Origin of the sequence: Microbacterium sp. 22179, assembly GCF_052045715.1 — a bacterium.
Classification (GTDB): domain Bacteria; phylum Actinomycetota; class Actinomycetes; order Actinomycetales; family Microbacteriaceae; genus Microbacterium; species Microbacterium galbinum.
Genome location: NZ_JBQEPJ010000001.1, coordinates 301783 through 328135 on the forward strand (window position 1 = coordinate 301783; position 26353 = coordinate 328135).

At 69.1% G+C, this 26353-nt stretch carries 26 protein-coding genes; 14 read left to right on the forward strand and 12 right to left on the reverse strand.

Annotated elements, in window-relative coordinates; genetic code table 11:
• Positions 1–23: 23 nt before the first annotated feature.
• Genes ACTJKK_RS01360 through ACTJKK_RS01370 form a run of 3 tightly spaced genes read right to left on the reverse strand, consistent with a single transcriptional unit; the run spans position 24 to position 3342 of the window.
• Positions 24–1262, reverse strand: coding sequence for a DUF4350 domain-containing protein (locus tag ACTJKK_RS01360; protein ID WP_440746742.1), 1239 nt, complete (start codon positions 1260–1262; stop codon positions 24–26).
• Complete coding sequence (locus ACTJKK_RS01365) at positions 1259–1900, reverse strand: DUF4129 domain-containing protein (protein ID WP_440746743.1); 642 nt, start codon at positions 1898–1900, stop codon at positions 1259–1261. The genes ACTJKK_RS01360 and ACTJKK_RS01365 overlap by 4 nt, the downstream gene beginning before the upstream one ends.
• On the reverse strand, positions 1897–3342 hold the full coding sequence (locus tag ACTJKK_RS01370) for a glycerophosphoryl diester phosphodiesterase membrane domain-containing protein (RefSeq protein WP_440746744.1): 1446 nt from the start codon (positions 3340–3342) through the stop codon (positions 1897–1899). Before ACTJKK_RS01370 ends, ACTJKK_RS01365 begins: the two co-directional genes overlap by 4 nt.
• 97 nt (positions 3343–3439) lie before the next feature.
• Between ACTJKK_RS01370 and mtrA the strand changes: the two genes are divergently transcribed.
• The 5 genes from mtrA to hpf all read left to right on the forward strand — a co-directional run bounded on the left by mtrA (position 3440) and on the right by hpf (position 9056).
• Complete coding sequence (mtrA, locus tag ACTJKK_RS01375; RefSeq protein ID WP_247632497.1) at positions 3440–4120, forward strand: MtrAB system response regulator MtrA; 681 nt, start codon at positions 3440–3442, stop codon at positions 4118–4120.
• Between the two features lie 7 nt (positions 4121–4127).
• Positions 4128–5810: an MtrAB system histidine kinase MtrB gene (mtrB, locus tag ACTJKK_RS01380; RefSeq protein ID WP_247955927.1), complete on the forward strand. Its 1683-nt coding sequence runs from the start codon at positions 4128–4130 to the stop codon at positions 5808–5810.
• Between the two features lie 11 nt (positions 5811–5821).
• Positions 5822–7531, forward strand: coding sequence for an LpqB family beta-propeller domain-containing protein (locus ACTJKK_RS01385; RefSeq protein WP_440746745.1), 1710 nt, complete (start codon positions 5822–5824; stop codon positions 7529–7531).
• Positions 7532–7630: 99 nt separating this feature from the next.
• A complete protein-coding gene (locus tag ACTJKK_RS01390; protein ID WP_440746746.1) occupies positions 7631–8305 on the forward strand; it encodes a ComF family protein in 675 nt (224 codons plus the stop codon).
• A gap of 94 nt (positions 8306–8399) precedes the next feature.
• On the forward strand, positions 8400–9056 hold the full coding sequence (hpf, locus tag ACTJKK_RS01395; RefSeq protein ID WP_247622862.1) for a ribosome hibernation-promoting factor, HPF/YfiA family: 657 nt from the start codon (positions 8400–8402) through the stop codon (positions 9054–9056).
• Between the two features lie 60 nt (positions 9057–9116).
• Here hpf and ACTJKK_RS01400 read toward each other — a convergent pair whose 3' ends face one another.
• Both ACTJKK_RS01400 and ACTJKK_RS01405 read right to left on the reverse strand, forming a co-directional pair.
• Positions 9117–10454 (reverse strand): hypothetical protein, encoded by a 1338-nt coding sequence (locus tag ACTJKK_RS01400; RefSeq protein ID WP_440746747.1) that lies wholly within the window; start codon positions 10452–10454, stop codon positions 9117–9119.
• Positions 10455–10531: 77 nt separating this feature from the next.
• Entirely contained in the window at positions 10532–11140 is a 609-nt protein-coding gene (locus ACTJKK_RS01405) for a PadR family transcriptional regulator (RefSeq protein WP_440746748.1), read from the reverse strand.
• A 165-nt stretch (positions 11141–11305) separates the two neighbouring features.
• On the opposite strand from ACTJKK_RS01405, the gene secA reads away from it, so the two are divergent.
• Both secA and ACTJKK_RS01415 read left to right on the forward strand, forming a co-directional pair.
• Entirely contained in the window at positions 11306–14107 is a 2802-nt protein-coding gene (secA, locus tag ACTJKK_RS01410; protein WP_440746749.1) for a preprotein translocase subunit SecA, read from the forward strand.
• 67 nt (positions 14108–14174) lie between these two features.
• Positions 14175–15404 carry a pyridoxal phosphate-dependent aminotransferase gene (locus ACTJKK_RS01415; protein WP_247632490.1) on the forward strand — a complete coding sequence of 410 codons (1230 nt, stop codon included), beginning with the start codon at positions 14175–14177 and terminating at the stop codon, positions 15402–15404.
• Here the strand turns inward: ACTJKK_RS01415 and ACTJKK_RS01420 are convergent.
• Both ACTJKK_RS01420 and ACTJKK_RS01425 read right to left on the reverse strand, forming a co-directional pair.
• The gene (locus ACTJKK_RS01420) at positions 15325–16569 is read right to left on the reverse strand and encodes an AAA family ATPase (protein ID WP_440746750.1); all 1245 of its coding nucleotides are present in this window, start codon (positions 16567–16569) and stop codon (positions 15325–15327) included. The two genes, ACTJKK_RS01415 and ACTJKK_RS01420, sit on opposite strands and share 80 nt — an antisense overlap.
• Positions 16566–17186 (reverse strand): SAF domain-containing protein, encoded by a 621-nt coding sequence (locus ACTJKK_RS01425; protein ID WP_440746751.1) that lies wholly within the window; start codon positions 17184–17186, stop codon positions 16566–16568. The genes ACTJKK_RS01420 and ACTJKK_RS01425 overlap by 4 nt, the downstream gene beginning before the upstream one ends.
• Before the next feature lie 100 nt (positions 17187–17286).
• Between ACTJKK_RS01425 and ACTJKK_RS01430 the strand changes: the two genes are divergently transcribed.
• Positions 17287–17565, forward strand: a complete 279-nt coding sequence (locus ACTJKK_RS01430) for a helix-turn-helix domain-containing protein (RefSeq protein WP_247632487.1) — start codon at positions 17287–17289, stop codon at positions 17563–17565.
• On the opposite strand, the gene ACTJKK_RS01435 is transcribed toward ACTJKK_RS01430, so the two are convergent.
• Positions 17553–18164, reverse strand: coding sequence for a hypothetical protein (locus ACTJKK_RS01435; RefSeq protein WP_440746752.1), 612 nt, complete (start codon positions 18162–18164; stop codon positions 17553–17555). The genes ACTJKK_RS01430 and ACTJKK_RS01435 overlap by 13 nt on opposite strands.
• Positions 18165–18289: 125 nt before the next feature.
• Here ACTJKK_RS01435 and ACTJKK_RS01440 point away from each other — a divergent pair, with 125 nt between their 5' ends.
• Both ACTJKK_RS01440 and ACTJKK_RS01445 read left to right on the forward strand, forming a co-directional pair.
• Positions 18290–18676 (forward strand): Rv3235 family protein, encoded by a 387-nt coding sequence (locus ACTJKK_RS01440; protein WP_440746753.1) that lies wholly within the window; start codon positions 18290–18292, stop codon positions 18674–18676.
• A 24-nt stretch (positions 18677–18700) separates the two neighbouring features.
• Positions 18701–20185, forward strand: a complete 1485-nt coding sequence (locus ACTJKK_RS01445) for a sensor histidine kinase (protein ID WP_247622853.1) — start codon at positions 18701–18703, stop codon at positions 20183–20185.
• Positions 20186–20260: 75 nt separating this feature from the next.
• Here the strand turns inward: ACTJKK_RS01445 and ACTJKK_RS01450 are convergent, their stop codons facing one another.
• A complete protein-coding gene (locus ACTJKK_RS01450) occupies positions 20261–20509 on the reverse strand; it encodes a WhiB family transcriptional regulator (RefSeq protein ID WP_028503730.1) in 249 nt (82 codons plus the stop codon).
• A gap of 228 nt (positions 20510–20737) precedes the next feature.
• Between ACTJKK_RS01450 and ACTJKK_RS01455 the strand changes: the two genes are divergently transcribed.
• Positions 20738–21139 (forward strand): hypothetical protein, encoded by a 402-nt coding sequence (locus ACTJKK_RS01455; RefSeq protein WP_440746754.1) that lies wholly within the window; start codon positions 20738–20740, stop codon positions 21137–21139.
• A gap of 6 nt (positions 21140–21145) precedes the next feature.
• On the opposite strand, the gene bcp is transcribed toward ACTJKK_RS01455, so the two are convergent.
• The 3 genes from bcp to aroA are packed head-to-tail and all read right to left on the reverse strand — an operon-like array spanning position 21146 to position 24021.
• On the reverse strand, positions 21146–21619 hold the full coding sequence (gene bcp, locus ACTJKK_RS01460) for a thioredoxin-dependent thiol peroxidase (RefSeq protein ID WP_440746755.1): 474 nt from the start codon (positions 21617–21619) through the stop codon (positions 21146–21148).
• 9 nt (positions 21620–21628) lie between these two features.
• The gene (rsgA, locus tag ACTJKK_RS01465; protein ID WP_247622850.1) at positions 21629–22699 is read right to left on the reverse strand and encodes a ribosome small subunit-dependent GTPase A; all 1071 of its coding nucleotides are present in this window, start codon (positions 22697–22699) and stop codon (positions 21629–21631) included.
• Positions 22696–24021: a 3-phosphoshikimate 1-carboxyvinyltransferase gene (aroA, locus tag ACTJKK_RS01470; protein WP_440746756.1), complete on the reverse strand. Its 1326-nt coding sequence runs from the start codon at positions 24019–24021 to the stop codon at positions 22696–22698. Before aroA ends, rsgA begins: the two co-directional genes overlap by 4 nt.
• Positions 24022–24071: 50 nt before the next feature.
• On the opposite strand from aroA, the gene ACTJKK_RS01475 reads away from it, so the two are divergent.
• The 3 genes from ACTJKK_RS01475 to ACTJKK_RS01485 are packed head-to-tail and all read left to right on the forward strand — an operon-like array spanning position 24072 to position 26324.
• Positions 24072–24734 (forward strand): sigma-70 family RNA polymerase sigma factor, encoded by a 663-nt coding sequence (locus ACTJKK_RS01475; RefSeq protein ID WP_281731228.1) that lies wholly within the window; start codon positions 24072–24074, stop codon positions 24732–24734.
• Positions 24731–24976 (forward strand): anti-sigma factor family protein, encoded by a 246-nt coding sequence (locus ACTJKK_RS01480; protein ID WP_247622847.1) that lies wholly within the window; start codon positions 24731–24733, stop codon positions 24974–24976. Before ACTJKK_RS01475 ends, ACTJKK_RS01480 begins: the two co-directional genes overlap by 4 nt.
• A 43-nt stretch (positions 24977–25019) precedes the next feature.
• Positions 25020–26324, forward strand: a complete 1305-nt coding sequence (locus tag ACTJKK_RS01485) for a GNAT family N-acetyltransferase (protein ID WP_440746757.1) — start codon at positions 25020–25022, stop codon at positions 26322–26324.
• Positions 26325–26353: the final 29 nt, after the last annotated feature.

Consider the following 26353-nt stretch of genomic DNA (forward strand, 5'->3'; position numbering starts at 1 on the left):
CCGTGTCATCGGCGGGATTGTACTCAGCGGTCACGGGTGTCCTCGGCTTCCGTCGTGGATGGAGTGTGTGCGGATGGTGCGTCCGTCGCGCGGGCGGTTCGGTGCGTCTTCTCGACGGCCTCTTCGAGGTCGGCGAGGCGCCGAGCGAGCTCGACGAGCGCGGCGTCGTCGGTGGGCAGCGGGCCGGCGAGGAGCGCCTGGAGCGTGCCCCGGGGAATTCGCAGACGATCGGATGCCGCATCGGCGACCTCGTCGGATGTCGCGCGTGCCGTCAGCCCGAGTCGCCGGGCCAGGCGCCGCTGCGCGCCGTCGCGGATCGCGAGCGCTGCGTGCGGGGCATCCGCCACCTTCGCCGTCAGACGTGCGCGACCGTGCATCGTCTCGGAAGCGCGGACCGTGACCGGCAGCGTCTCGGCGACCAGCGGACCGAACCGTCTGCCGCGCCACAGGGCGGCCGCAGCGCCGGACAGCATCAGCAGGATGATCGCCGGGGTGACCCACGGCGGCGTCAGAGTGCCCAGCGTGTCGGGAGACGTCGCCTCGATGTCGGAATCGCCGAGCGAGGGGACGTACCAGACCACGCGATCGGTCTGGCCGAGCAGGGCGAGCGCGAGCGCGGCGTTGCCGTTCTCGGCGAGATAGGCGTTGCTGAACAAACGGGAGCCGTCGACGATCGAGGTGCGTCGACCATCGCTGTCGTCGATGAGCACGGCCGCGCCCTCTTCGTCGCCGAAGCACCACTCCACGCCGGAGTCAGGAGTCATCAGTCGATCGGGTTCGATCGTGCCGACCTCGGCGAACTCCCCGGCGGTGCACTGCGCGTCGACCTCGGCGAGCGGCGCCGAGGAGTAGGCACCGAGATCGAGGTCGTCGAGCAGGTGAGCTCCCACCGAGAGGAAGACGACACGGTCGGCCGGCCCCATCAGCTCGGCGAGACCCTCATCGCTGAGTGTGTACGGATTGGTCATGACGAGCGTCGTGCTCTCGTCCAGAGCGTCCCGCGCCTCGACGTGCGAGCGATACACGTCGACCTCGACCCCCTGGTCCCGCAGGATCTCAGCGAGCGCCAGCGCGCCCGCATCTCCACGGCCCTCGGGGTCGAGTGAACGGCGCTCACTCGGGGCGGTCGCGGCGATCTGGAGCCCCACCCACGCCACACCGACGACGAGCGCGGCGACGACCACCCAACCGATGATCGAGCGCAGGCGTCTCGTCGGTTCCGCGGTGGTGGGAGGGGTGATCCGCTCCTCGGTGACGGTCATGCGGTCACCACCGCCGGCCTGCGGGACCGCAGGCGCTCGTCGGTGGCGGCCAGGGCGGCGTAGGACTCGGGCGTCGCGGGGTGGCGCAGATAGCGGACATCGTCGAACGCTGTCGCGGCGCTGCGCATCGGTGCCGACTCGTCGGGAAAGACCGCGCTGGCCTCTCGGGCGATGGCCTGGGCGGTGGCACCCGGAGCAGGGTCGATGATGTCGCGCTCGAGGAGGTCACGGGCGATCGCGCGGAACCTCAGGACGGTGGCGGCATCCCAGTCCTCGGCACGGGCGCTGCGTTCCGCCTCGGCGCGCAACTGGGCCGCCGAGCGGTCGTCATCGACACCGAGGAGGTCGGTGCGCGCCCGGGCGACGGAGCGGGAGCGTCGCGGGCGCCCCCAGACGATCAGTGCGACGATCAGCGCGGCACCGATCAGGATGCAGACGATGACGAGGGCGGAGGGACCGACGGCCGCGCCGTTGTCGGAACTGAAGAGGTTGCCGATGAATCGGCCGATGTCCCGCGCGAGGTAGTCGAACCACGAGGGCTCGGCATCGGCGTAGCGCGGATTGCTCAACTCTTCTTCGGCCCAGCGGCGCGCGTCGTCGCCGTCCGGGACGAACAGGTCGTCGAACGGTCGGATCATGCCCGGGGATCACCGTCGCCCGGAGCGGTCCACGGTGCCGCTGCGGGCGGTGCCGCTGCGGGTAGTGCCGCTGCGGGTGGTGCCGCTGCGGGAGGTATCGCGGGAGCGGCCGGTGCGCTGTACGCCGGGGGTGCGGGCGGTGCGGTGTACCCGGGGGGAGTGGGCGGGGCGCCGTAGGTCTGCGGTGCGGGCGCGTAGCCGTACTGCGGGGGCTGCGGCGGGGAGGAGGGCTGCGCCGGCTGCTGCGCGTATCCGTACGGTCCGGGATACCCGGGCTGCTGCGGCGCACCCGTGGGTGCCGGGTACGCGTACGACTGCGAGAGGAGGACGTAGTCGGGGACGGCCTTGGGCGGGGGTGCGCTCGAGACGGCCCGCGCCGGGTCGACCGCGTAGGGGTCCCCGAGCTGCTCCTCGGTCCACCCCATGTCGCTGCGCTCCACGTAGGAGACGAGAGTCTGGTCGAGCCCCTCGTACCGCATGCGGGAGTCGAGGTAGATGAGAGCCGCGCTCGTGCTCTGCACGACCAGAGTGATCGCCTGGAGCACGAGGGTGAGGATCTGCGGTGCGAGGAGCAGGAGGATCATGCCGATGATCGCGCTGGGCTCGGGGTCGCCGGTGGGCACGAGCACCGCGCCGAACATCTGGGCGAACAGCTGCGCGGGCACGGCCACCACGTTCATCGCGATGCCCATGATGAAGCTGATGAGGAAGCTCACACCGAAGGCGACCCAGAAACGGCCGCGGATCAGCCGCCACGAGCGCACGATCGCGTCCTTGAGCCGCGCGCGCTCGAACACCAGGATCGAGGGCACGAGCATCAGCTTGGTGCTGAGCCAGACGTAGAGGGGGATGCAGGCGAGGAAGAAGACGACCACGACCAGCACGATGAGGCCGACCGTCTCGGGGGAGGCTCCCATCCCGCCCGCGATGCCACCGGCGATGATCCCGAACAGGATGAGCGCGACCACGATGATGAGGCCGAACACGGCGACGATGACGAGCGCGGAGTATGCGACGAGACGCCAGAAGGCCGGAGTCATCCGGCGCCACAGCATTCGCAGCGTGGCCTTCTCGCCGATCGTGGCGTAGCTGACGTCTGCGGCGATCACGCCCTGCATGATCGCGGTGACGGCGACCGAAGCGAGACCGACCAGGATGCCGGCGATGATGTTGATCGCGATGGTTCCGGCAGCGATCGCCTCGAAGTCAGGGCTCGCGGTCGACACGGTCTCGAGTCGGGAGAAGGTCGTGAAGAGGACGAGCCCCATCGCGAGCGCCGCGAGGATGAGGACGGCGAGCTGGAGGATGACGGCGAAGCCGAACAGAACCTTGGGGTTGTGCCGCAGCGCGGCGAACGCCTTCCCGAGCAGCATTCCGAACGTCATCGGATGCAGGGGGATGATGCCCTTCTTCCGGGCAGGGGTCCAGGTCTGGGCGCTCACAGCACTTCCCTCCGTCGTGCGCCTCCATCGTGCCATATCCCCGGTGTTGGCGCGCAGACCTGGGGAACGTGAGACCGAGTGCCATAAGGTAACAGTTATGACCTCACGCATCCTTGTGGTCGATGACGACACCGCGCTCGCCGAGATGATCGGCATCGTGCTGCGCACCGAAGGATTCGAGCCCGTGTTCTGCGCCGACGGAGCACGTGCCGTCGACGAGTGGCGCGCACAGCGCCCGGACCTCGTCCTCCTCGATCTGATGCTCCCCGGCATGGATGGGATCGAGATCTGCACGCGCATCCGCGCCGAGTCCGGTGTGCCCGTCATCATGCTCACGGCTCGCACCGACACCGCTGACGTCGTTCGGGGTCTCGAGGTGGGCGCAGACGACTACATGGTCAAGCCGTTCAACCCGAAGGAATTGGTCGCCCGCATCCGCACGCGGCTCCGTCCCGTGCCGCAGACGACCAGTGAGCAGCTCCGCGTCGGCGATCTGACCGTCGACGTCGATGCGCACGAGGTGCGCCGCGGCACGGACCCGATCGCCCTCACCCCTCTCGAGTTCCAGCTGCTCGTCGCTCTCGCCTCCAAGCCGCAGCAGGTATTCTCCCGCGAGATGCTGCTCGAGCAGGTCTGGGGCTACCACTACAAGGCCGACACGCGTCTCGTGAACGTGCACGTGCAGCGACTGCGCGCGAAGGTCGAGCTCGACCCCGACAACCCGCGGATCGTGATGACGGTCCGCGGAGTCGGCTATCGCGCCGGGAGCGCTGTCTGACACGCCCATGGCCGTGACGACAGCCACCACCACGGCGGTCGCCGTCCTGCGCGATTGGCGCGGCTGGCCGACGGTTCTGGGGTCCCTGTGGCGCAGATCGTTGCGGTTCCGCACCCTTGCGGTGACCCTGCTCGCGACCTCCCTCGCGATCCTCATCACCTGCGTCACCATGGCGCTCGTGATCCAGAACGACCTCTTCGTCTCGCGCAAGAACCAAGCGCTCGAAGACGCCCGACGCGCGGTCGACGTCGCCCAGAGCACGCTCGACGTCGCCGAGGTCGGAGACGACCCGGCAGCCCTCGCCGACCTGTGGAACACGATCCAGGCCGGATTCGCGCAGAACTCGAACGCCGATCAGCTCACCGGCATCCGGATCGACGCCGATGCGAACGGCGTCCGCCTCAACGGCTTCACGGCCGGACTCAGCGCGAGCCTGCTCAGCGACGGCCTCCGCGCACGCGTCGTGGAATTCGACGACCGCCAGGCCTGGCAGTCGGTCGCCCTCCCCGTCGAAGGAGGGGGAGAGGTGCCGGGCATCATCGTCGGACAGCAGGTCGTCGTACCCGAGGCGGGCCCCTTCGAGATCTATTTCGCTTACGACCTCTCGGATGCCGATCAGACCCTCGTGTTCGTGCAGCGGACGCTCTGGATCGCGGGGATCGGCCTGGTCGCGATCGTCGCGGCCATCTCGTGGATCGTCCTGCGCACGGTCTCGACGCCGATCATCCAGGCGGCGGAGACGAGTGCGCGACTCGCGTCGGGCGATCTGGCCGTGCGCCTGGAAGTGCATGGTGAGGATGAACTCGCGACGCTGGGGCGCTCGTTCAACGCGATGGCCGACAGCATCGAGGCGCAGATCAAGGAGCTCGGGGAACTGTCGATGGTGCAGCAGCGGTTCGTGTCCGACGTCTCGCACGAGCTCCGCACGCCGCTGACGACGATCCGTCTCGCCGCCGACATGCTCAACGATCAGCGTGCGGACTTCGACCCGGTCACGGCGCGGGCGGCCGAGCTCATGCACGCCCAGGTGCAGCGCTTCGAGACGTTGCTGTCGGACCTCCTCGAGATCAGCCGATACGACGCAGGGTCGGTGCAGCTCGAGCTGGAGGCGACGAGTCTCGCGCACGTCGCCGAAGACGTCATCGAGCAGATGCGTCCTCTCGCCGACGGTCACGGCACGGAACTGCGGCTCGTCGCTCCCGGGGGATATTCCCCGGTCGACATGGATCCGCGTCGGGTGCGCCGCGTGCTCCGCAACCTCATCGGCAACGCGATCGAACACGGTGAGGGGCGTCCGATCGTCGTCACCGTCGACAGCAACCAGCACGCGGTCGCCGCCGGGGTGCGCGACTTCGGGTTGGGGATGGACCCGGCCGATGCCGAACGCGTGTTCGACCGGTTCTGGCGGGCCGATCCGTCGCGTCAGCGCACCATCGGGGGCACCGGACTCGGGCTGTCGATCGCGCTCGGCGATGCCACGCTCCACGGGGGCACCCTGTCGGTGTGGTCGGAGCTCGGCGCCGGCACCAACTTCGTGCTCACCCTTCCTCGCCACGGCACGACGCTCGACGGGCCGAGCCCTGTTTCCGTCGAACCCCAGGACTCCCTCGCCGAACTCGGCGATGCCACGCAGCCTCTCTCGCTCACGGACGTGCGACGCGAGATGCTCGACGGGGGTGAAGCCCCGTGAGTACTGCACGGATGAGGAACCTCCTGCGGGGCATCGCGCTCGCCGCAGCGAGCCTGGTGCTGCTCACCGCGTGCACCGGTCTGCCGACTTCCGGTGACGTGAACGTGGGCCTGGAGCTGGGCGAGTCGCCCGACGACGCGGACTTCCTTCCTCTCGCCTCCGGCCCCGCGCCGGGCGCGGGCCCCCGGGAGATCGTCGAGGGCTTCATGGAGGCGGCGATCACACCGGCCGAGAACTGGGAGATCGCCCGTCGGTTCCTCACTCCCGACATGCAGCGATCCTGGCGCCCCAGCACGGGCGTGGCCGTCGACGCCTCCGCCACGGACCGGGCCGTGTCCTCTTCGGTGCTCGACGAGGACGTCGACGACGCGGATGCCGCAGACGTGCAGGTGCAGCTCGACCAGGTGGCGAGCGTCGACTCCTCCGGGGAGTACTCCTCGGCGGCGGGGCCGGCGAACCTCGCCTTCGCCCTGGAGCGCACCGATGCGGGGGAGTGGCGCATCTCGCAGGCGCCCGATGGCATCGTCATCGATGAGGAGCGTTTCTCGACGGTGTTCGAGGGGTATCCCCTCCAGTACTTCGACCGCACCTGGTCGCGACTCGTGCCGGATGTGCGCTGGTTCCCGCGTCGCACGAGCATCGCGACGACCGTGGTGCAGGCTCTGATCAGCGGGTCGCCGAGTTCGTGGCTCGAGCCCGCTGTGCAGACGGCCTTCCCCGCCGACGTGCAGCTCGCGCAGGATGCCGTGCCGATCAACGCGAATCAGGTGGCGGAGGTCGCCCTGACCCGCCCGGCCGCCGCTCTCGAGACGCAGACGCTCGCGCGGATGCGCACGCAACTGCAGGAGACCCTGCGCGCATCGGGGGTGCACGTGTCGCAGGTGCGGTTCACGGTCGACGGTCGCACGCTCGATGCGGGGGTCGTGAATGTCGTCGTGCCCCCGCAGGAATCCGGGCCGCTCGTGCTGACTGACGCCGCATTCGGCACCATCGTGGGAGACGAGGTCTCCCCGAGCGACGGACTCAGCGATGAGATCCTGAGCATCTCGGAGCCGATCGCCGCGATCGACGTCGCGGCGGACGACGGGATGGCGGCGGTCCAGCTCGCCGATGGACGCGCGTATCTGGTCGGCGACGGCCGACTCGATGAACCCGATGCACGGGGCGGTCTCATCGCTCCGTCGCTCGATCCGTACGGCTACACCTGGACGGTGCCGACGGGGAGTCCCACCGAGGTGCTCGTCTGGGGCAGCGACCGGATGTCGCATTCCGTGGCGAACGCGTGGCCCGATGCCTCGGCCGTCCTGCAGATGCGGGTATCGACGGACGGCTCGAGGATCGCCGCGGTGATCGAGGTGGGCAGTCAGCGCTGGGTCGTGGTCGCCGCGGTCGTACGTGATGAGAGCGGTCTTCCGACCGAACTGGGACCGATGAAGCAGCAGACCCGTGTCGACGGGGATGTGCAGGGACTGGTCTGGGTCGGCGACTACCGCCTGGCGGTGCTGGCGGACTCTCCGAGTCCCGACCTGCTCACCCAGGTGGTCGGCGGGACCGCGACGGTCGAATCCGCCCCGACCGGCGCGACTGCGCTCTCCGGCGCCAGGACCGTATCGGGCGTGCGGGTGCTGTCGACCGACGGCGCCCTCCTCGCGCACGCCGGATCGGCGTGGCGAGAGGTCGCGACCGGCGTGCGCGTGCTGGCCACGCGCGCGGGGCAGTGACGCCCGTCTCTTCCTGCACCGGCGTGGGAGAGCCCCCTCCTCTTCCTCAAGGTGGGCGTCGGGAAGGATGATCTGCCGTCGGCGCGTGAAGATCGACGGATGCCTACGATCTCGACCCTCGCATCCCTCGGTGATGAACTCCTCGCCTTCCTCCTCGCCGCATCGTGTGCGGGCTGCAGTGCAGGGGGGACGGTGCTCTGCGCAGGGTGCCGTGCCGAGCTGCGCCCCGAGCCCCGGACGGTGCGCACCCCGGGCGGACTCGAGGTGCAGGCGGCTCTGGATTTCACGGGTGTCGCCGCGCGCTGCATCCGGCGGCTGAAGGGCGAGGGCGAGACTCTGCTCGCGGCCCCGCTCGGCGCCGCGCTCGCCGGGGTGCTGGTGCCGCTGGTGGCGGACGTGCGTCATGTCGTGCCGGTGCCCACGTCGGGGTCGGCCTTCCGGAGACGGGGCTATCGGGTGCCGGAGCTGCTGCTGCGCAGAGCCGGTGCCGCTCCGGCCCCGTTGCTGCGGTCAGTCGCACGTCGGGCGGATCAGCGCGGCCTCGATGCCCGGGCGCGAGCCGCGAACGTCCGGCGCAGCATGACCGCCCGTCGGCGTGGCTACGGTGCGCCCGTGCTGGTGGTGGACGATGTGGTGACCACCGGGGCGACGCTCGACGAGGCCGCGCGAGCGCTCACCGAGGCGGGCTATCGGGTCGTCGGTGCGGTCGCGCTCGCTGCCACGCCGCGTCACGGGAGACTCATCGGAGACTCTTCCACGACACGGAGGAAGTGACCCGTGACATCCGCTCCCAAGCGGACTAGCGTGGGGGGTCACAAGGCGACCACGGTCCGCCCTTGGCCGGGAGGACCGGGACAAGGAGGCAGCAATGGAAACGAGCATCGTTGGCGTCGGAGTGGGTATCACCGATCGCTTCCGAACCGTTGTCGAAGAGAAGATCGCCAGGATCCAGACATTCGCGGCTCGCGCGCAACGGCTGGATGTGAAGGTCACCCACCGGGTCTACCGCAACGGCCAGGTGCCGGAGGAGACCGTCGAGCTCACGCTGGTGAGCAAGGGCCCGGTCGTCCGTGCCGAGGCGACCGACGGCGACAAGTTCGTCGCACTCGACCTCGCGGTCGACAAGATGGCCGAGCAGTTGCGCCGTGCCAAGGAGAAGCGCGTCGACGGGCGGCAGCACCCTCGCGGCGCGCACTTCGAGAAGGGCAGCGGCGCCCTCGAGGGGATCGATGTCGAGCCGGCATCCGTCGACGTCCTGCGGGCCGTGGCCACCGGCAACATCCCGGTGCAGAACGACGAGGAGGAGACCTACTCGCCCGTCGTCATCCGCACGAAGAACTTCGATGCCGAGTGGATGACGGTCGAAGAGGCCGTCGACCGGATGGAACTGGTCGGACACGACTTCTTCCTGTTCGTTGACGCTCGTACCGATCACCCGAGCGTGGTCTACCGCCGCAAGGGCTGGGACTACGGTGTCATCGCGTTGAGCGCGCAGGCCCCGCCCGCTGAGGCTCTCGCCTCCTGATAGCACGGAAGCGGCCCGGCCCCGAGAGGGGACCGGGCCGCTTTTCTCGTATGCCGAGGGTCAGTCGAAGATGCCGTCGAGGAGGCTGCCGATGACGAGGCCGCCGAGGATGCCGGAGGCGATGTCGCCGCCCCCTCCGCGTCGGCCGCCGCCGCCCCAACCGCCGCCGCCCCATCCGCCGTCGCCGCCCCAGCCCTGATCCTGCGGGCGGGAGGAATCGATGTCGCGCTGAGCGAGCTGAAGCGCCTCGGACGCGAGGTGCGCCACGCGGCGCGCGACGAGGAGCGCCTGCTCGCGCGTCTCTTCGGCGGGCAGGAGGTCGTTCAGATCCACCCGCAGCCGCTCGGATTCGGCAAGGCGCGTGCGGGCGTCGGCGCCGATCCACCCGCGGTGGCCGGAGATGAGACCGCGGGCGACTCCGAGCTGGCGGTCGGCGTCATCGATGGCGTGCTGCACCTGGGCGACAGAGGGGAGCGGGTTGGCGGCACGGTGCTCGGCGGTCGCGATCGCCTCGTCGAGGCCGGTGTTCGCGTCGCGCAGGCGAGAGAGTTCGGCGAACGGATCGTTCGGAGTTCCCGAGGGGGTGAGAGCGCTCAGCGCTTCCTGGAGGGCGGAGACGGCGGCGGCGACCGCGGGAACCTGCGGTGCGTTGCGCGCGGCGATCAGGTCACCGCGCGAGTCGGCGATGACCTCGGCCAGAGTGGACTCCGCGCGCAGCGCTTCGATCTCGAAATCCTCGACGGCGTCGAGCAGGGTGGCGGCGCGTCGGGTCGCCTCGGTGGCGGTTTCGAGCGCGAGGTTCGCCTCCTCGTTCTGCTTGGCGGCGCGGCGACGCTCCGAGACCGATGCCCCGTGCACAGCGAAGGCGATGAGCTGCTCGGCCTCGCGCGCGCTCGCGGTGATCTGCGTCATCGCCGAGGGGGCGTAGCGGGAGGAAAGACGCTCGATCGTGGCGGTCGTCGCCGGGATGCGCGCACTGAGAGTCTCGGCTTCCGCCCGCACCTTGGCGATCACCTCGGGTGCCCGCCGCACCTTCGCGACCGACTCGGCGAGGACGGTGGTCTTCTCGTCGAGGAGATCCTGCGCCCAGTCGCACAGCTGGATGATGCGCGCGTTGCGCGTGCGCAACTCCTCCGGGGTGTCGGGGATCTCGTCGTGGTTGAGCTGGTGCAACTGGAACGCTTCGCGCAGGTGGGTGCGGACGGCGGCGAGCGCCTTCTTCAGATCGCCGGTCAGCGATTCCCCGAGCTCGGCTTCGGCGAATGCCAGCTCGTCGGATGTCGACCGGATCCGCTCATCGGCGGAGACGAGTGCCTGCTCCGCCCGGCGTGCGAGATCTGCGTCCTGGACCGCGAGGGCTTCCTGTTCGCGTTTGCGTCTGCCCCAGATACCTGCCATGACCCGATCCTACTTTCCACGGACGAGCGGATGCCTGTGCATCCGCTCCAGGCGAACGCGGGTTTCGCGGCAATGCCTCAGATCAGCACCGCGTCGCCGGTGCTCTTCGACGGGCGACCGCGCTTGGGGCGCTCCTGCGTGAGGCCGAGTGCGAGTGCGTGCCGGGGGTGCGCCCCGAGCCGCTCCTCGAGATGGGTGAGCCACCGATCCTCCGCCTCCGCCGCGAAGATCAGGGAGTCCATGACGAGCGAGCGGGCGAGCTGCTCGGCGTCGTCGGCATCCCCGATGGTCGTCGCCTCCGCGCGCAGGCGTCCCAGGTGCCCCCGCGTCTCGGCGCGCTGCGCTCGGATGGCCGCACGCGCGTCGACGCCGGGCAGTGTGGCCGCCACGGCCAGTTTGATCGCGACCTCGTCGCGGACGGCGGTCGTGCGGACGACGGGGGAGGAGAGCCATCGGGCGACCTCTGCCGATCCGTCGGCGGTGATCTGCCAGTAGATGTGGCCCTGGGCATCCGCATCGAGTCTCGTGACGAGCCCGTCCCGCTCCAGTCGTTCGAGCGTGTTGTAGATCTGGCCGACGTTGAGCGGCCAGCGCGACCCCGTGCGTCGATCGAACTCGTGCCGCAGCTGGTAGCCGTAGCACGGCCCCTGGTCGAGGATCGCGAGCAGACTCTGCCGAACGGACATCGCCACCTCCTGAAGTGTTTTCCCAGCATATGCATACCTGGAAAAGCGTGGGAGCGCGGCCATGCAGGCGACGTGGAGGTCACGGCCCGGTAACATGACAACATATGCCTGGGGCACGCTCCGTCGTGCGCCGGCACTTTACCCACCAACAGGGAGATGACATCCGTGGCCAATCCTCTTGAGAAGCTGCTGCGCGCTGGCGAGGGGCGGGTCATCCGCCGCCTGAACCAGGTGGTCAAAGCCGTGGGAGCGCTGGAAGAGGACATCTCCAAGCTCACCGACGACGAGCTGCGCAACGAGACCGCCGAACTGCGCGCACGTTTCGAGAAGGGCGAGACGCTCGACCAGCTGATGCCCGAGGCGTTCGCCGCCGTCCGCGAGGCGGCCAAGCGCACGCTCGGCATGCGCGCCTACGACGTGCAGATCATGGGTGGCGCCGCTCTTCACCTCGGCAACATCGCCGAGATGAAGACGGGTGAGGGAAAGACGCTCGTCGCGACGTTCCCCGCCTATCTCAACGCGATCGCCGGCAAGGGCGTCCACGTCATCACGGTCAACGACTTCCTCGCGAGCTACCAGGCCGAGCTGATGGGACGCGTGTACCGCGCTCTCGGCATGACCACGGGCATCATCGTCTCGGGCCAGACCCCGGCCGTGCGCCGCGAGCAGTACGCCGCAGACATCACCTACGGTACGAACAACGAGTTCGGCTTCGATTACCTGCGCGACAACATGGCATGGCGCAAGGAAGACCTCGTCCAGCGCGAGCACTTCTTCGCCGTCGTCGACGAGGTCGACTCGATCCTCATCGACGAGTCCCGCACCCCGCTCATCATCTCCGGTCCGTCCTCCGGCGAGGCCAACCGCTGGTTCGCCGAGTTCGCGAAGATCGCCCGCACCCTCGAGGTGGGCGTCGACTACGAGGTCGACGAGAAGAAGCGCACCGTCGGAGTGCTCGAACCCGGCATCGAGAAGGTCGAGGACTACCTCGGTATCGACAACCTCTACGAGTCGGCGAACACCCCGCTCATCTCGTTCCTGAACAACTCGATCAAGGCGCTCGCGCTGTTCAAGAAGGACACGGACTACGTCGTGATGAACGACGAGGTCATGATCGTCGACGAGCACACCGGCCGAATCCTCGTCGGACGCCGCTACAACGAGGGCATCCACCAGGCGATCGAGGCGAAGGAAGGGGTGCCGGTCAAGGCCGAGAACCAGACGCTCGCGACCGTGACCCTGCAGAACTACTTCCGTCTCTACGAGAAGCTCGCCGGTATGACCGGTACGGCCGAGACCGAGGCCGCGGAGTTCATGTCGACCTACAAGCTCGGCGTGATCCCGATCCCGACGAACCGGCCGATGATCCGCAAGGACCAGCCCGATCTGGTCTACAAGAACGAGACCGCGAAGTTCGCTCAGGTCGTCGAGGACATCGCCGAGCGCCACGCCGCGGGTCAGCCGGTCCTGGTCGGTACGACGAGCGTCGAGAAGAGCGAGTACCTCTCGCGTCTGCTCGCGAAGAAGGGCGTGAAGCACGAAGTGCTCAACGCGAAGAACCACGCGCGCGAGGCCGAGATCGTCGCCCGCGCCGGACGTCTGGGAGCGGTCACGGTCGCCACGAACATGGCCGGTCGTGGTACCGACATCATGCTCGGTGGAAACGCCGAGTTCCTCGCGGTCCAGGAGCTCAAGTCGAAGGGCCTCGACCCCGTCGAGACGCCCGAGGAGTACGAAGCGGCCTGGGACGAGACCTACGAGTCGATGAAGGGCATCGTCGCGGAGGAGGGAGAGAAGGTCACCGAAGCCGGCGGTCTCTACGTCCTCGGAACCGAGCGGCACGAGTCGCGTCGAATCGACAACCAGCTGCGCGGTCGTTCCGGCCGTCAGGGCGACCCGGGCGAGAGCCGGTTCTACCTCAGCCTCACCGACGACCTCATGCGCCTCTTCCAGTCGGGGGCCGCCGAAGCGATCCTCTCGCGCACGAACTTCCCCGACGACGTGCCGATCGAATCGGGTCTCGTCTCTCGTGCCATCCGCAGCGCGCAGTCGCAGGTCGAGGCGCGCAACGCCGAGATGCGCAAGAACGTCCTGAAGTACGACGACGTCCTCAACCGTCAGCGCGAGGCCATCTACGCCGATCGCCGTCATATCCTCCAGGGCGATGACATCGCCGGTCGGGTGCAGCACTTCATCGAGGATGCCATCAGTGGCGTCGTCCGCGACCACACGGGCGAGGGCCACAACGAGAGCTGGGACTTCGACGCTCTGTGGACCGAGCTCAAGACCCTGTATCCCGTGAGCGTCACGATCGACGAGGTCGTCTCCGAGGCGGCCGGTCGCAAGGGCGGCATCACCGCGGACGGACTGACCCGTGAACTGCTCTCCGACGCGAAGATCGCGTACGAGGCCCGCGAGGAGGCACTCGGCGAGGCGGCGACACGTGAGCTCGAGCGGCGCGTGGTGCTGCAGGTGCTCGACCGTCGTTGGCGCGACCACCTCTACGAGATGGACTACCTCAAGGACGGCATCGGGCTGCGGGCGATGGCTCAGCGCGACCCGCTCATCGAGTACCAGCGCGAGGGGTACGCGATGTTCCAGTCGATGATGGGACAGATCAAGGAGGAGTCCGTCGGATACCTCTACAACCTCGAGGTCGAGGTGCGCCGTGCGGGTGACTCGCAGGTGACCGAGGTCGAGGCGAAGGGTCTCGCCGAGGGAGCCGCCGAACAGCGTCTCGAGTACTCGGCCGCCAATGACGCCGGCGAGGTCGAGGTCCGCAACGATCGCGGTCAGGTGCAGCAGGCGGCGACCGAGCGCCTGCGGCAGGCCGCGGCGCGTACGCAGGCACCGCAGACCGAGCCCGAGGAGGCCCCGCGCGGAGCCTTCGGACAGCGCACGGATGCTCCGGCTCCGGCTGCCGGCAACCGCGAGCAGCGTCGGGCGCAGGGCAAGAAGAAGAAGTAGATCTCACCCGGAGAAGAGGGCCAGTCCATGTGGATTGGCCCTCTTTTCGTCCCTGTAGGCTTGGGCGATGACACCAACGCGCCACTTCGACCAGTCGTCGAAGCTCAAGAACGTCCTGTACGAGATTCGCGGAAACGCCCTCGTCGAGGCGGCGCGTTTGGAAGCAGAGGGCCACAAGATCCTCAAGCTGAACACCGGAAATCCTGCGATCTTCGGCTTCGATGCGCCTCAGCAGATCGTCCAGGACATGCTCGCCGCACTGCCGACCGCACACGGGTACAGCGACAGCAAGGGAATCGTCTCGGCACGCCGCGCGGTCGTCAGCCGCTACGAGGAGATCGAGGACTTCCCGCGCTTCGGACCGGAGGACGTCTTCCTCGGGAACGGCGTCTCCGAGCTCATCACGATGACCATGCAGGCGCTTCTCGACGAGGGCGATGAGGTTCTGATCCCGGCGCCGGACTATCCGCTCTGGACCGCGATGACGAGCCTGGCCGGAGGGACGCCGACGCACTACCTCTGCGACGAGGACAACGGCTGGCAGCCGGACCTCGAGGACATCCGCTCGAAGATCACGCCGCGCACCAAGGCGCTCGTGATCATCAACCCGAACAACCCCACGGGCGTCGTGTACTCCCGCGAGGTCCTCGAGGGGCTCGTGCAGATCGCGCGGGAGAACCAGCTGCTGTTGCTCTCGGACGAGATCTATGACCGCATCCTGTTCGACGGCGCGGTGCACATCCCGACCGCGACGCTTGCGCCCGACCTGCTCTGTCTGACCTTCAACGGTCTGTCCAAAACCTATCGCGTGGCCGGTTATCGCTCGGGTTGGCTCGTCATCACCGGGCCGCAGCAGCACGCCAAGGGCTTCCTCGAGGGCATCACCCTCCTCGCCTCCACCCGTCTGTGCCCGAATGTGCCCTCACAGCATGCGGTGCAGGCGGCGTTGTCGGGAGTGCAGTCCATCGACGCGCTGATCGCGCCGAGCGGGCGGCTGCATGAGCAGCGCGATGTGGCCTGGCAGGGTCTCGAGTCGATCCCCGGCGTCTCGTGCGTCAAGCCCGAGGGGGCGCTCTACGCGTTCCCGCGACTCGATCCGAACGTGCACGAGATCCGCGACGATGCGCGGCTGGTGTACGACCTGCTGGTCTCCGAGCAGATCCTCCTCGTGCAGGGCACCGGGTTCAACTGGCCGACTCCCGATCACCTCCGCATCGTCACGCTCCCCGAGCCGCGCGTGCTGAGCGAAGCAGTCGAGCGGCTCGGGAACTTCCTCGCGAGCTATCGGCAGAACTAGTCGTCGGCGCGGCGCTCGGGGCCAGCACGGTCGCCAGGCGCCGCGCGCCGGCGACGAGTGCTGACCGGGGGGTCAGATCCGACATCGGTCGGGCATGCAGGAGAGCGGCGTCCGCTGCGCGCTGGTCGTGCGGAAGGAACAGCGGATCGGTGATGCCGGCGAACCGATCGAGCGTGTTCCGGATCTGCCCGCGTGCATCCAGCCCCAGGGGTCCCGGGCGAACCTGATTGACGACGACGGTGACCGGCGTCGGCGCCGTCAGGTTGCGCAGCTCGGCGTAGTCGCGGAGGAATCGGCTGATCCCGAGGGGGTCCGCCGAGGCGACGGCGATGATCGCATCCGCCTCGTTCAGGGCGGCCGTCGTCGCGGCGTGCCGGCGGGGGCCGAGAACGTCGTACGTGGCTTCTTCGTCCGCATCGAACGAACCCGCCACATCGATGACGGTCTCCTCGGTCCATTCCCGGCAGGTCTGCAGGGCACGGGTGAGGCGCGAGGCCGAGAGCTCCGGCCAACGGCTGGGGCGATTGATGCCGGGGAGCACATCGAGGTCTCCGGCGCTCGTCGGCACCACGGTGGCGAGGCGGGTGAGTTCCGCGCTGTCGAGCCCGCCGAGCTCGGCACGGCGACAGGCGGCGGCGATCCCGGGAGCGTCATCGCCGAGACCCAGGAGCAGCGCGAGGGAGGGCGCGACGGTGTCGGCGTCGACGAGGGCGGTGCGTCGACCGAGACGCGCGAGTTCGACGGCCAGCAGCATCGCGACGGTCGAGCGTCCGGGGGAGCCGTGCGGTCCCCACACGGCGATCAGACGATGCGGGAGGTCGCCGCGTGCGCGGGCCTGGACCGTTGCGGGCGTCCGGAGCGCGCGTGAGATCTGCCAACCGGTGGCATCGACGGGCAGCCCGGGCCCGATGCCGAACTTCTGGAGCAGGCGACTCTCCGCACCGCCCAGGGCGAGGATCCGTACGCCTGCCCGGTCGCAGGCCGACACCAGCTCGGGGGTGAGGGTCTCCCTGGTCGCGGCGATCACGAGCGCCTGGGCGCTGGAGAGGAGCATCGTCGCCGAGGTCGCCGAGACGATCGCGATGACGTGCTCGCCCTCGAGTTCGAGCTCGCGGGCGAGAGCGCTCGCTCGGGGCTCGTCGACGGCGAGGATCAGTCCCGTCATGACCCCGCACCGACCGGCACGACCGAGAGGGCTGCGCCGCCCGAGATCGCTGCGAGCACGTCGGCGACAGCGGCGCGGTCGACCACGATCTCGACGGCGCTGCGCGAAGCGGAGAGCATCCCCTCGGAATCGAGCACCTCCGCCACGATCGCATCGGCGACGAGGATGCGCGGCGCGTCGTGCGTGCGACCGTCCTCGAGCAGCGGCGCCTGCCAGAGCTCGACGACCGTGCCTGCATCGACGCCCTCGGGGATGCTGATGCTGCTCTCGATGACGAGCGTGGTGCTCCGACTGTCGTCGGCCTTCCCGGATGCCGTGTGCGGGACGAGCTCGCCCTCCGCGATGGTCCGAGCGGCGACCTGGCCGGATTCGAGATCCTGGGGCTGCAGATAGTCGTCGGTCAGCGCTCCGAGGGAGACGTCGACGACGCGGAAGTCCGCGGCGGTAATCGCCTCGCCCTGGATGATCGTGCGGTCGGCCTGCAGGATCGGCGTCGCGGAGTCCGCGGAGGACACGATCAGCCAGACTCCGGTGATGGAGACCCCGACGAGGGCGATGCCGATAAGGAAGCGGAGGTCGCCCCAGAAGGCGCGACGCGGCCGAGAGAAAGTGCTCATGGCGACCCATGCTCACAGATATCCGCGAAACGGTCCGAGAGTTATCCACAACGGCGACACCCGGACGCGGTGCGGATGCCGTGCGGGGCAGAATGGGTGCATGCCCGATCCGTCTCGCGTCGCTCCGCGCTACCTCGCCCCCGCGCAGGTGGCGGAGTTGTTGAGCGTCGAGATCGACGAGGTGATCGAGCTCGTCCTGGCCGGGCGTCTGCGTGGCGCTCAGCTCGGTGTCCCCGCACGATGGCGCATCGAGGAATCGAGTATCGAGGGGTATCTGGCCGCGCAGTCGGAGGAATCCCGTCGGATGGCGCTCTGGCGTCAGTCCCAGGAGGCGAGCTTCCCGGAGATCTGGGGAGCCTCCACCGCTCACAGACGCTGATCGCCGGCGAGCCGGATGGCGACCAGGGCCTCGAAGGGCACGATCCGGAAGCTCTGCACCGCACTCGCCAGTCTCGCGGTGCCCGCATCGTGCACCGCGAGATCGAGGTGATCGGCGCCCGCACGATCGATGGTCCCGTGCACGTCGTCGCCCCTGGTGGTGCTGAGGTGGAGCGCGACGCGTCGGCGCGCCAGGTCGCGGAGCACGAACCCGAGCGTCATCCTCTCGCGCAGGATGCTGGGGGGATCGGCGTCCTCCTCGAGACTGCTCAACAGCATTCCGTGATCGCTGCCGAGGCTCTGGATCGCACGCAGGGGGACGACGAGCATCGAGCGGGAAGCGAGAGCACCGAGCGCGGTGGAGATCTCGGCCGCGAGCCAGTCGGCGCCCACGGTGCGCAGGATCACCGGCATCCGTCGCCCGTTCGCGAGCTCGATCACGATCGACGCACGCCGTGCGCTCATCGCACGCAGGCGCGTTCGTAGCGCGAGCTGTGAAATGCGCACACGCTCCGACTCCGCGTCGAGAGCGGCGCGTTCCGCCTCCCACTCCGACGCGAGCTGACCCTCGAGGTCCTCAAACAGCCTGTCCCAGTTCATCGGATCGAGCGTAGGGGAGAGCGGAGGGCGACATACGAGTTATCCACATACCTCTGTCGAAGGCCCCTGCGCGCGGGCTTCCGCGTGCTCTACTGGCTCGCGTTCCCCCGACTGAGAGTGTGACGATGACGCTTCATGAGTACTTCGCGCGGCAGCCGACCCCGACCGTCGAGCTGCCCGATCCGGCCCCGCTGCTGCGCAGCCTCACCCACGGTGTGCTCGAGGTGCTCGCCGGCGTGCGGGAGGTCGATCAGCTCGCTCGCTGGTTCAGCGAAGACGCCTACCGCAGCCTGGTCACGCGATCGAACCTCTCGGCACGGGCGCGCAGCGCGCGGGGGGTGGTGCCGGCCCGCCCCAGCTTCGAGATCCGCTCCCTGCGCATCTCCGCTCCCGTCGACAGCGTGATCGAAGCGGTCGTCATCGTGGCGGGCCCCGGACGCACGCGCGCGGTCGCCGTGCGCCTGGAGGGGTTGGACCGGCGCTGGCGCGCGACGTCGCTGGCGATCCTCTAGAGCGAAGGACCGTAGGCTGGTGGGGTGTCGACCCTCACTGATCTCGCCCATGCCCAGGGCCGTCTGAACGACGGCGATGTCGAGTGGCTGCATCGCCTGGCCGGGGACGGCCAGCTGCTCGCCGATCTCTCATCGGCCGACATCGTCGTCTGGGTGCAGACCGACGACGGCTCCTTCATCGCGGTGGCCCATGCCCGCCCGAGCGGCGCGGCGACCCTCTTCTATCGGGACATCGTCGGGGAGCGTGTGCGTCCGCAGTGGCGTACCCAGGTGCAGGGGGCGTTCGACACCGCGGAGATCGTGGACTCGTCCTCGCCCGATTGGTTCGAGGAGACGCCCACGCGGGTGCGCGCCGTGCCGATCGTGAACGCGCGGCGCTCGGGCGACGTGCCACCGTCCGTCATCGGTGTCGTCACCCGGCACACGAACCTCGGTGAGGCGCGCACGCCCTCCCGTCAGCAGATCACGTTCGACGACTGCGCCAACGATCTGTTCCGGATGATCGCCGACGGCAGCTTCCCGGATCTCGCGGCCCCGACCTCGCCGCGCCGTGGCGCTCCCCGTGCCTCGGACGGTCTGATCCGCATCGACGTCGACGGCATCACCACGTTCGCGAGCCCGAACGCCTTGTCCGCCTTCAACCGCATGGGATTCGACGACGAGCTCGAAGGCGAGTCCCTCGCCGAAGTGACCACCCGTCTCGTCCCGCCCTCCCGGCAGGTGGACGAGTCGCTCCCCGTCGTCGTGACCGGACGGGCGCCGTGGCGCACCGACATCGAGGCGCGCGGGGTGACCGTCTCCCTTCGAGCGATTCCGTTGAAGGATCACGGCACGCGGATCGGCGCGATCCTGCTCTGCCGCGACGTCTCGGAGCTGCGTCATCAAGAGCAGGAACTCATCACCAAGGACGCGACGATCCGCGAGATCCATCACCGCGTCAAGAACAACCTGCAGACGGTGGCCTCCCTGCTGCGCATCCAGGCGCGCAGGACGCACTCCGACGAGGCCAGGGACGCGCTCACCCAGGCGATGCGACGCGTCGACGCGATCGCGGTCGTCCATGACACGCTCGCCCAGGGACTGACCCAGAAGGTCGATTTCGATGAGGTCTTCCATCGCGTCCTCAAGCTGGTCGCCGAGGTCGCCTCCGCTCCGAACACGCGGGCGCAGACGCAGTCCACCGGTCGCTTCGGCGTGCTGCCGAGCGAGTACGCGACCCCGCTGGCGCTGGCGCTCACCGAGGTCGTCACCAACGCCGTCGAGCACGGGCTCGCTGGCCAGGAGGGCCTCGTCACGATCGACGCGGCACGCACCGAGGAGAACCTCCGGGTCACGGTTCACGACACCGGACACGGGCTGCCGGAGGGGCGGATCGGTCAGGGCCTCGGCACGCAGATCATCCGCACGCTCATCCAGGGCGAGCTCGGCGGCACGATCGAGTGGCGCGGCAGCGAGGGCGAGGGGACGTCCGTGGTCATCGACATCCCGCTGCGGTGGCTGCAGAAGTGAGCCCACGGGTGAGCTGAGGGCACACGAAAGCCCCGCCGGACGAGGAGTTCTCGACGGCGGGGCTTTCGTGATGAGTCAGGAGGCGCGGCGGGCGCGTGCGGCGCGGCGCTTGAGGGCGCGGCGCTCGTCTTCGGAGAGGCCGCCCCAGACACCCGAGTCCTGGCTCGACTCGAGCGCGTACTGCAGGCAGATCTCGGTGACCGTGCAGGTGGCGCAGACAGTCTTCGCCTTCTCGATCTGGTCGACGGCCGGGCCGGTGTTGCCGACCGGGAAGAACAGCTCGGGATCGACGGTCAGGCAGGCGGCTTTGTCGCGCCAGTCCATGGGGGCTCCTCGGTGTGGATTTCAGAATCGCGATGCGATGTCTCGATTCGGGTGACGGCTCGGGATCCGTTACCCTGTGTGAGATGCGGACGGTTGCCCGCGAAGTGTGATGCGGGCTGAGAGCCCGCCCCACGCCGCTGTGGGAGCACATGACTGTTTCTATTGTGTTACAGGAAACCTTCGAAATCAAGGCTTTTTGCCATTCACTCTCGATTCCCAGGAGACTCCGTGCGCGCACCCGGACTCGCCCTCGCCGCCGCGGCGGTGCTCGCCGCCGAGGGGGCCGCTCTCGTGGTCTTCGCCCTGATCGAGCTGATGGGGATCGGCGCCGGCGACGCGGCGTCCGTGCCCACCGCTGTCGCGCTGATGGTGCTCACCCTGATCGGTGCGGCGGCGCTCTTCGCCTTCGCCTGGGGTGCTCGCGCGGGGCGCTCCTGGGCGCGATCCGGGGGTGTGGTGTTCCAGATCCTCGCGGTCGTGATCGCTCTCGCGTCACTGACCCTGCAGCCGATCCCGTGGGCGTTCGTGCTCGGGGCGGGTCTGCCGGGACTGCTCGGGTTCGTGCTCCTCATCGCGAGCACGCGGCGCGAGGCCGAGCTGCACGGGAACGACGGGCCTGCGGGCGACTGACGCGCCTCAGGCGTCGATGCCGAGCAGCTTCCTCAGCCGGGCCACGTGTCCGGTCGCCTTCACGTTGTAGAGGGCGTGCGCGATCGCGCCGTCCTCATCGATGACGAACGTGGAGCGGATGACGCCCTCGATGACCTTGCCGTAGTTGACCTTCTCGCCCCAGGCGCCGTAGGCGCTGTGCACGGCGTGGTCGGGGTCGCTCAGAAGCATGAAGGTCAGGCCGTCGCGCTCGCGGAAGGTCGCGAGCTTCTTCGGCTCGTCGCGCGAGATGCCGATCACGCGGTAGCCGGCGCCCTGGAGCGACGAGATGCTGTCGCGGAAGTCGCACGCCTGCGTGGTGCAGCCGGGGGTCATCGCGGCCGGATAGAAGTAGAGCACCGTCTTCTCGCCGCGCAGATCGGAGAGCGAGACGCTCGTACCGTCCTGGTCGAGAAGGGTGAAATCGGGGGCGGGCGTTCCGGCTTCGAGGCGCTGAGTCACCCGTCCAGCCTATCGGCCGGTCGCCTGCTCCGCCTTGTCGGCGAACGTCTGCAACAGGCGTTGCAGAGAGTCCAGACGGGCGAGGCCCGTCTCGCTGAGTTCGCCGCGCTCGGCCGCCTCGATGAGGGCGCAGTCCGGGGCATCCGCGAGGTGCGTGCATCCGCGCGGGCAGTTCTCCGCGATCTCGGCGAGTTCGGTGAAGGCCGCGAGGATGTTCTCGGGCTTCACATGCCCGAGGCCGAACGATCGCACGCCGGGGGTGTCGATGACCCATCCGTTGCCGGTCGGACCCTGGTAGCGCAGGGAGACCGTCGACGACGACGTGTGGCGACCGCGTCCCGTCACCTGGTTCACATGCCCGGTCGCCCGACCGGCGGTGGGGACGAGCGCGTTCACGAGCGTCGACTTGCCCACACCCGAGTGACCGACGAACACCGTGGAGTGCCCGACCAGCGCGGACCCGATCTCGTCGATCGGCATGACGTCCTGGGCGCTGGTGAAGACGGTCAGATCGAGTCCGTCGAAGTGCGACAGGAAGTGCGCGGGGTCGGCCAGATCGGTCTTGGTCACGACGAGGAGCGGGCGGATGCCGGCATCGAGGGCGGCGACGAGATAGCGGTCGACGAGGCGTTCGCGGGGTTCCGGATCGGCGGCCGCGACGACGATGAGCATCTGATCGGCGTTCGCGACGATCACGCGCTCGACCTGATCGGTGTCGTCGGCGCTACGACGCAGGAGCGACGTGCGATCGACGATCCCGACGATGCGGCCGAGCGTGCCGTCCTCCCCGGAGAGGTCGCCGACGACGCGTGCCCGGTCACCCGTGACGATGGGGTTCCGGCGCAGTTCCCGCGCGCGGGCGGCGGTGATCGTGCGCTCGGTCGGGGAGTCCTCGTCGAGCAGCACGGAGTAACGGCCGCGATCCACGCCGAGCACACGTCCGATCTCGGCATCCTCGTGCGCAGGCCGACGCTTGGTCCGGGGCCTGTTCGCTTTCGGATTGGGCCGCGAGCGGATCGCGCTCTCGTCGTAGTCCTCGAAGTCGTCCTCGAGGTCGTCGTCGCCGTCGAGCCAGCTCACGCGGCCGCGCCTCGCAGCATCCGCTCCCACAGCAGCGTGAATTCGGGCAGCGTCTTCGCCGTGGTACCGATGTCGTCGATCTCGACTCCGGGCACGCGGAGCCCGATCAGGGCCCCGGTGGTCGCCATCCGGTGGTCGTGGTGAGCGGCCCAGGTGCCGCCGTGCAGCGGGCGGGGGATGATCCGCAGGCCGTCGGGGAGTTCCTCCGCCTCGCCGCCGAGCGCGCGGAGGTTGCCGATGAGAGCGGCGATCCGATCGGTCTCGTGCAGGCGGATGTGACCGATCCCGCGGATCGTCGTGGGGCCGTCGGCGAAGGCCGCGAGACCGACGAGGGTCGGGGTGAGTTCGCTCGCCGCCGAGAGGTCGAGGTCGAGGCCGCGGATGACGCCGCCGGAGCGGACGGTCAGGGCTCCGCCGTGCCGGCTGGCGTGCGCGCCCATCGCCTGGAGGATCTCGGGCAGCAGCGCTCCGGGCTGGGTGGAATGCGCCGGCCAGCCGGTGATCGACACCGACCCTCCGGTCACCATCGCCGCGGCGAGGAACGGGGCGGCGTTGGAGAGATCCGGTTCGATGGCGATCTCCTTGGCGCGTGGAACACCGGCTTCGACGAGCCATTCCCCGGTCGCCGGACGTTCGATGCGGATGCCGCGACGGCTGAGGGCCTCGATCGTCATGTCGATGTGCGGGAGGCTCGGCAGGTGCTCTCCGGTGTGCACGAGGTGCAGGCCGACGTCGAAGCGCGGAGCGGCGAGCAGCAGACCCGAGACGAACTGGCTCGAGGCGGAGGCGTCGATCTCGACGCGTCCACCGCGGATGCGTCCGTGCCCGCGGATGGTGAACGGCAGCGCCCAGGTGCCCTCGTCGTCGATGTCGACCCCGAGGTCGCGCAGGGCGCTGATCAGGCCGCCCATGGGGCGGTGCAGGGCATTCTCGTGCGCGGTGAGGTGCACGTCGTGGGCCGCGAGGCCCGCGAGGGGCGCGATGAACCGCATGACCGTGCCGGCCTGGCCGCAGTCGACCGTGGTGCCCCCGGAGAGCTTCGCAGGGGTGACGACGAGGTCGGGGCCGAACTCACCCGCGGCATCCACCTCCTCGATGCCGACGCCGAGCGCACGCAGCGCGTCGACCATCCGGCGGGAGTCGTCGGAGTGCAGTGGACTGATCAGACGACCGGGGCCGTCGGCGATCGCGGCGATGATGAGTTCCCGGTTCGTGAGGGACTTCGAGCCGGGGATCGTCAGCGTCGCGTGGATCGGATCGTCGAAAACCGGCGCGGTGTAGGCGCCCGTGACGGGGGGAGGGGAATACCTGTTGGCGCTCATCGGTTTCCACCTTAGTGAACGGCGGCGTACCCGCCGAGGAGGAGAGCAGGATGCTGGCGACCTTGGAGCGTGGGTCGGTGGACATCAGCGGCCTAGACTGGCCCGTGATGGATGACACCGCAACCGCAGCGACCTCGAGCGACTCTCAGCGTGAGTTCGAGGAACAGGCGATCCCATTCATGGATCAGCTGTACGCCGCCGCCATGCGCATGACGCGCAATCCCGCTGACGCCGCCGACCTCGTGCAGGAGACGTTCGTGAAAGCGTACGGCTCGTGGGCGACCTTCTCGCAGGGGACGAACCTCAAAGCGTGGTTGTACCGGATCCTCACGAACACGTACATCAACATCTACCGCAAGAAGCAGCGCGAGCCGTTCCAGGGCACGATCGACGAGCTCGAGGACTGGCAGCTGGGCGGTGCGGAGTCGACGACCGCGTCGCACAGCAGGTCTGCGGAGGCCGAGGCGATCGATCACATGCCGGCGTCCGTCGTGAAGGACGCCCTGCAGGCGGTCCCCGAGGACTTCCGGTTGGCGGTGTACCTCGCGGATGTCGAGGGCTTCGCCTACCAGGAGATCGCCGACATCATGAAGACCCCCATCGGCACCGTGATGAGCCGTCTGCACCGTGGCAGACGGATGCTGCGGGAGCTGCTGGCAGATTACGCCGCGGAGCGGGGCATCGCCGCGGCTGAGAAGAGGAGCGGGAAATGAGCGACTGCGGTTGCGACAAAGCGCGTCAGGATCTGGAGGAGTACCTCCGCAACGAGGTGTGCAAGACCGAGCACACCGAGATCCGCGAGCACCTCGAGAACTGCCCGTCGTGCCGCGATGAGGTTCTCGTGGCCAAGACGCTCACCGAGGTCATCGCGCGTGCCTGCAAGGAGACCGCTCCCGAGGAGCTGCGCGATCAGGTGTTCGCCCGCCTGCGTGAGGCGCAGGCCGCGCAGCACTGACATCTCGGGCTCCGATGTCGTCACCCACCCGTAGGGTGGAGGCATGACGCTCATCGACGCCCGCGACATTCCCGCCGACGCGACCTCCCGCGACCGACTGAACGGTTCGGGTCTCGACTACCGCGTGGTCGATCTGAGTGACGACGCAGCCGCGACGCCCTTCCTCCGCGCGGTCGGTCGCGGATTCCTCGGCGAGGAGTCGACGCCCGAGGCGCTCGCCCACAGCCGGGAGACCGTCTCGCAGCGTCGGACGACCGGGGTCTTCGAGACCGACGCGGCCTCCGGCGACCTCCCGGTCGCGACCATCGACTCGTGGGTGACGCCCCTGACGGTGCCCGGGGGAGCGGAGATCGGGATGTGGGCGATCAGCGGGGTGACCGTCGCCGCCACGCATCGGCGTCGGGGCATCGCTCGTTCCCTCCTCGAGGGCGAGCTGCGCGCCGCCCACGGCGCAGGGATCGCGATCGCCGGGCTCACGGTGTCGGAGGCCACCATCTACGGCCGCTACGGTTTCGGGTCGGCGTTGCCGGCCGTGCGCTTCACCGTCGACACCCGGCGGGCGGGATGGGGCGGGCACGAACCGTCCGGACGCCTGGAGTACCGCGAGCGCGCGCAGCTCGTCGACGATCTCGCAACGGTCCACGAACGTGCCCGTCGCACGCGCGCCGGCCGCATCGCCGGGTGGCCGGGGCGATGGGAGCAGTTCGCCGGTACCGCCCCGGGCGAGACCGATCGCGACAAGGTGCGCGGTGTGCGCCACGTCGATGCCGACGGCGAGACCCGCGGTGTGCTCGTATACACGGTGACCGATCGCAGCGGCAGCTTCCGATTCGGCCTGAACGTGCGGATGCTGGTGGCCGAGACCGCGGATGCCCGCGCAGCGCTGTGGCGGTTCGCCCTGCAGCACGACCTCGTCGACGAGGTCACCGCCGACCTTCAGACGGCGGATGACCCGCTGCCGTGGCTGGTGGCCGATCAGCGTGGCGTCACGCAGGAGGTGCACGACCACGGCTGGCTGCGAGTGCTGGATGTCGCTCGAGCACTGAGCGCGCGGAAGTACTCGGTTCCGGTCGATCTGGTGCTCCGCATCCACGACCCCCTCGGCTTCGCTGCGGGGGACTGGCGACTCCACGTCGATGTCTCGGGCGTGGCGACCGTCGAAGCGGCGGAATCCGCCGCGCCGGATGCCGTCCTCGGCGTCGCCGCTCTGTCATCGCTGTACGCGGGGGCGGTGCGCGCGACCGCGCTCGCCGGAGCGGGCATCATCGATGCCGAGGCATCCGTCGTCGACCTCCTCGACCGCGCCTTCTTCACGTCTCCCGCGCCCTCGCTCGACATCTGGTACTGATCGCGCGGAGCGTACGCAGAAGGGCCCCC

Bases quoted from the DNA above. Each gene is read 5' to 3' on its own strand.
- ACTJKK_RS01360 (WP_440746742.1), bottom strand. From the start codon at position 1,262: ATGACCGTCACCGAGGAGCGGATCACCCCTCCCACCACCGCGGAACCG.
- ACTJKK_RS01405 (WP_440746748.1), bottom strand. From the start codon at position 11,140: ATGTCCGTTCGGCAGAGTCTGCTCGCGATCCTCGACCAGGGGCCGTGC.
- ACTJKK_RS01390 (WP_440746746.1), top strand. From the start codon at position 7,631: ATGCCTACGATCTCGACCCTCGCATCCCTCGGTGATGAACTCCTCGCC.
- ACTJKK_RS01450 (WP_028503730.1), bottom strand. From the start codon at position 20,509: ATGGACTGGCGCGACAAAGCCGCCTGCCTGACCGTCGATCCCGAGCTG.
- ACTJKK_RS01425 (WP_440746751.1), bottom strand. From the start codon at position 17,186: ATGAGCACTTTCTCTCGGCCGCGTCGCGCCTTCTGGGGCGACCTCCGC.
- ACTJKK_RS01480 (WP_247622847.1), top strand. From the start codon at position 24,731: ATGAGCGACTGCGGTTGCGACAAAGCGCGTCAGGATCTGGAGGAGTAC.
- mtrB (WP_247955927.1), top strand. From the start codon at position 4,128: ATGGCCGTGACGACAGCCACCACCACGGCGGTCGCCGTCCTGCGCGAT.
- ACTJKK_RS01430 (WP_247632487.1), top strand. From the start codon at position 17,287: ATGCCCGATCCGTCTCGCGTCGCTCCGCGCTACCTCGCCCCCGCGCAG.
- ACTJKK_RS01475 (WP_281731228.1), top strand. From the start codon at position 24,072: ATGCTGGCGACCTTGGAGCGTGGGTCGGTGGACATCAGCGGCCTAGAC.
- ACTJKK_RS01440 (WP_440746753.1), top strand. From the start codon at position 18,290: ATGACGCTTCATGAGTACTTCGCGCGGCAGCCGACCCCGACCGTCGAG.
- ACTJKK_RS01420 (WP_440746750.1), bottom strand. From the start codon at position 16,569: ATGACGGGACTGATCCTCGCCGTCGACGAGCCCCGAGCGAGCGCTCTC.
- ACTJKK_RS01435 (WP_440746752.1), bottom strand. From the start codon at position 18,164: ATGAACTGGGACAGGCTGTTTGAGGACCTCGAGGGTCAGCTCGCGTCG.
- mtrA (WP_247632497.1), top strand. From the start codon at position 3,440: ATGACCTCACGCATCCTTGTGGTCGATGACGACACCGCGCTCGCCGAG.
- ACTJKK_RS01365 (WP_440746743.1), bottom strand. From the start codon at position 1,900: ATGATCCGACCGTTCGACGACCTGTTCGTCCCGGACGGCGACGACGCG.
- aroA (WP_440746756.1), bottom strand. From the start codon at position 24,021: ATGAGCGCCAACAGGTATTCCCCTCCCCCCGTCACGGGCGCCTACACC.
- ACTJKK_RS01485 (WP_440746757.1), top strand. From the start codon at position 25,020: ATGACGCTCATCGACGCCCGCGACATTCCCGCCGACGCGACCTCCCGC.
- ACTJKK_RS01415 (WP_247632490.1), top strand. From the start codon at position 14,175: ATGACACCAACGCGCCACTTCGACCAGTCGTCGAAGCTCAAGAACGTC.
- ACTJKK_RS01385 (WP_440746745.1), top strand. From the start codon at position 5,822: ATGAGGAACCTCCTGCGGGGCATCGCGCTCGCCGCAGCGAGCCTGGTG.
- ACTJKK_RS01400 (WP_440746747.1), bottom strand. From the start codon at position 10,454: ATGGCAGGTATCTGGGGCAGACGCAAACGCGAACAGGAAGCCCTCGCG.
- hpf (WP_247622862.1), top strand. From the start codon at position 8,400: ATGGAAACGAGCATCGTTGGCGTCGGAGTGGGTATCACCGATCGCTTC.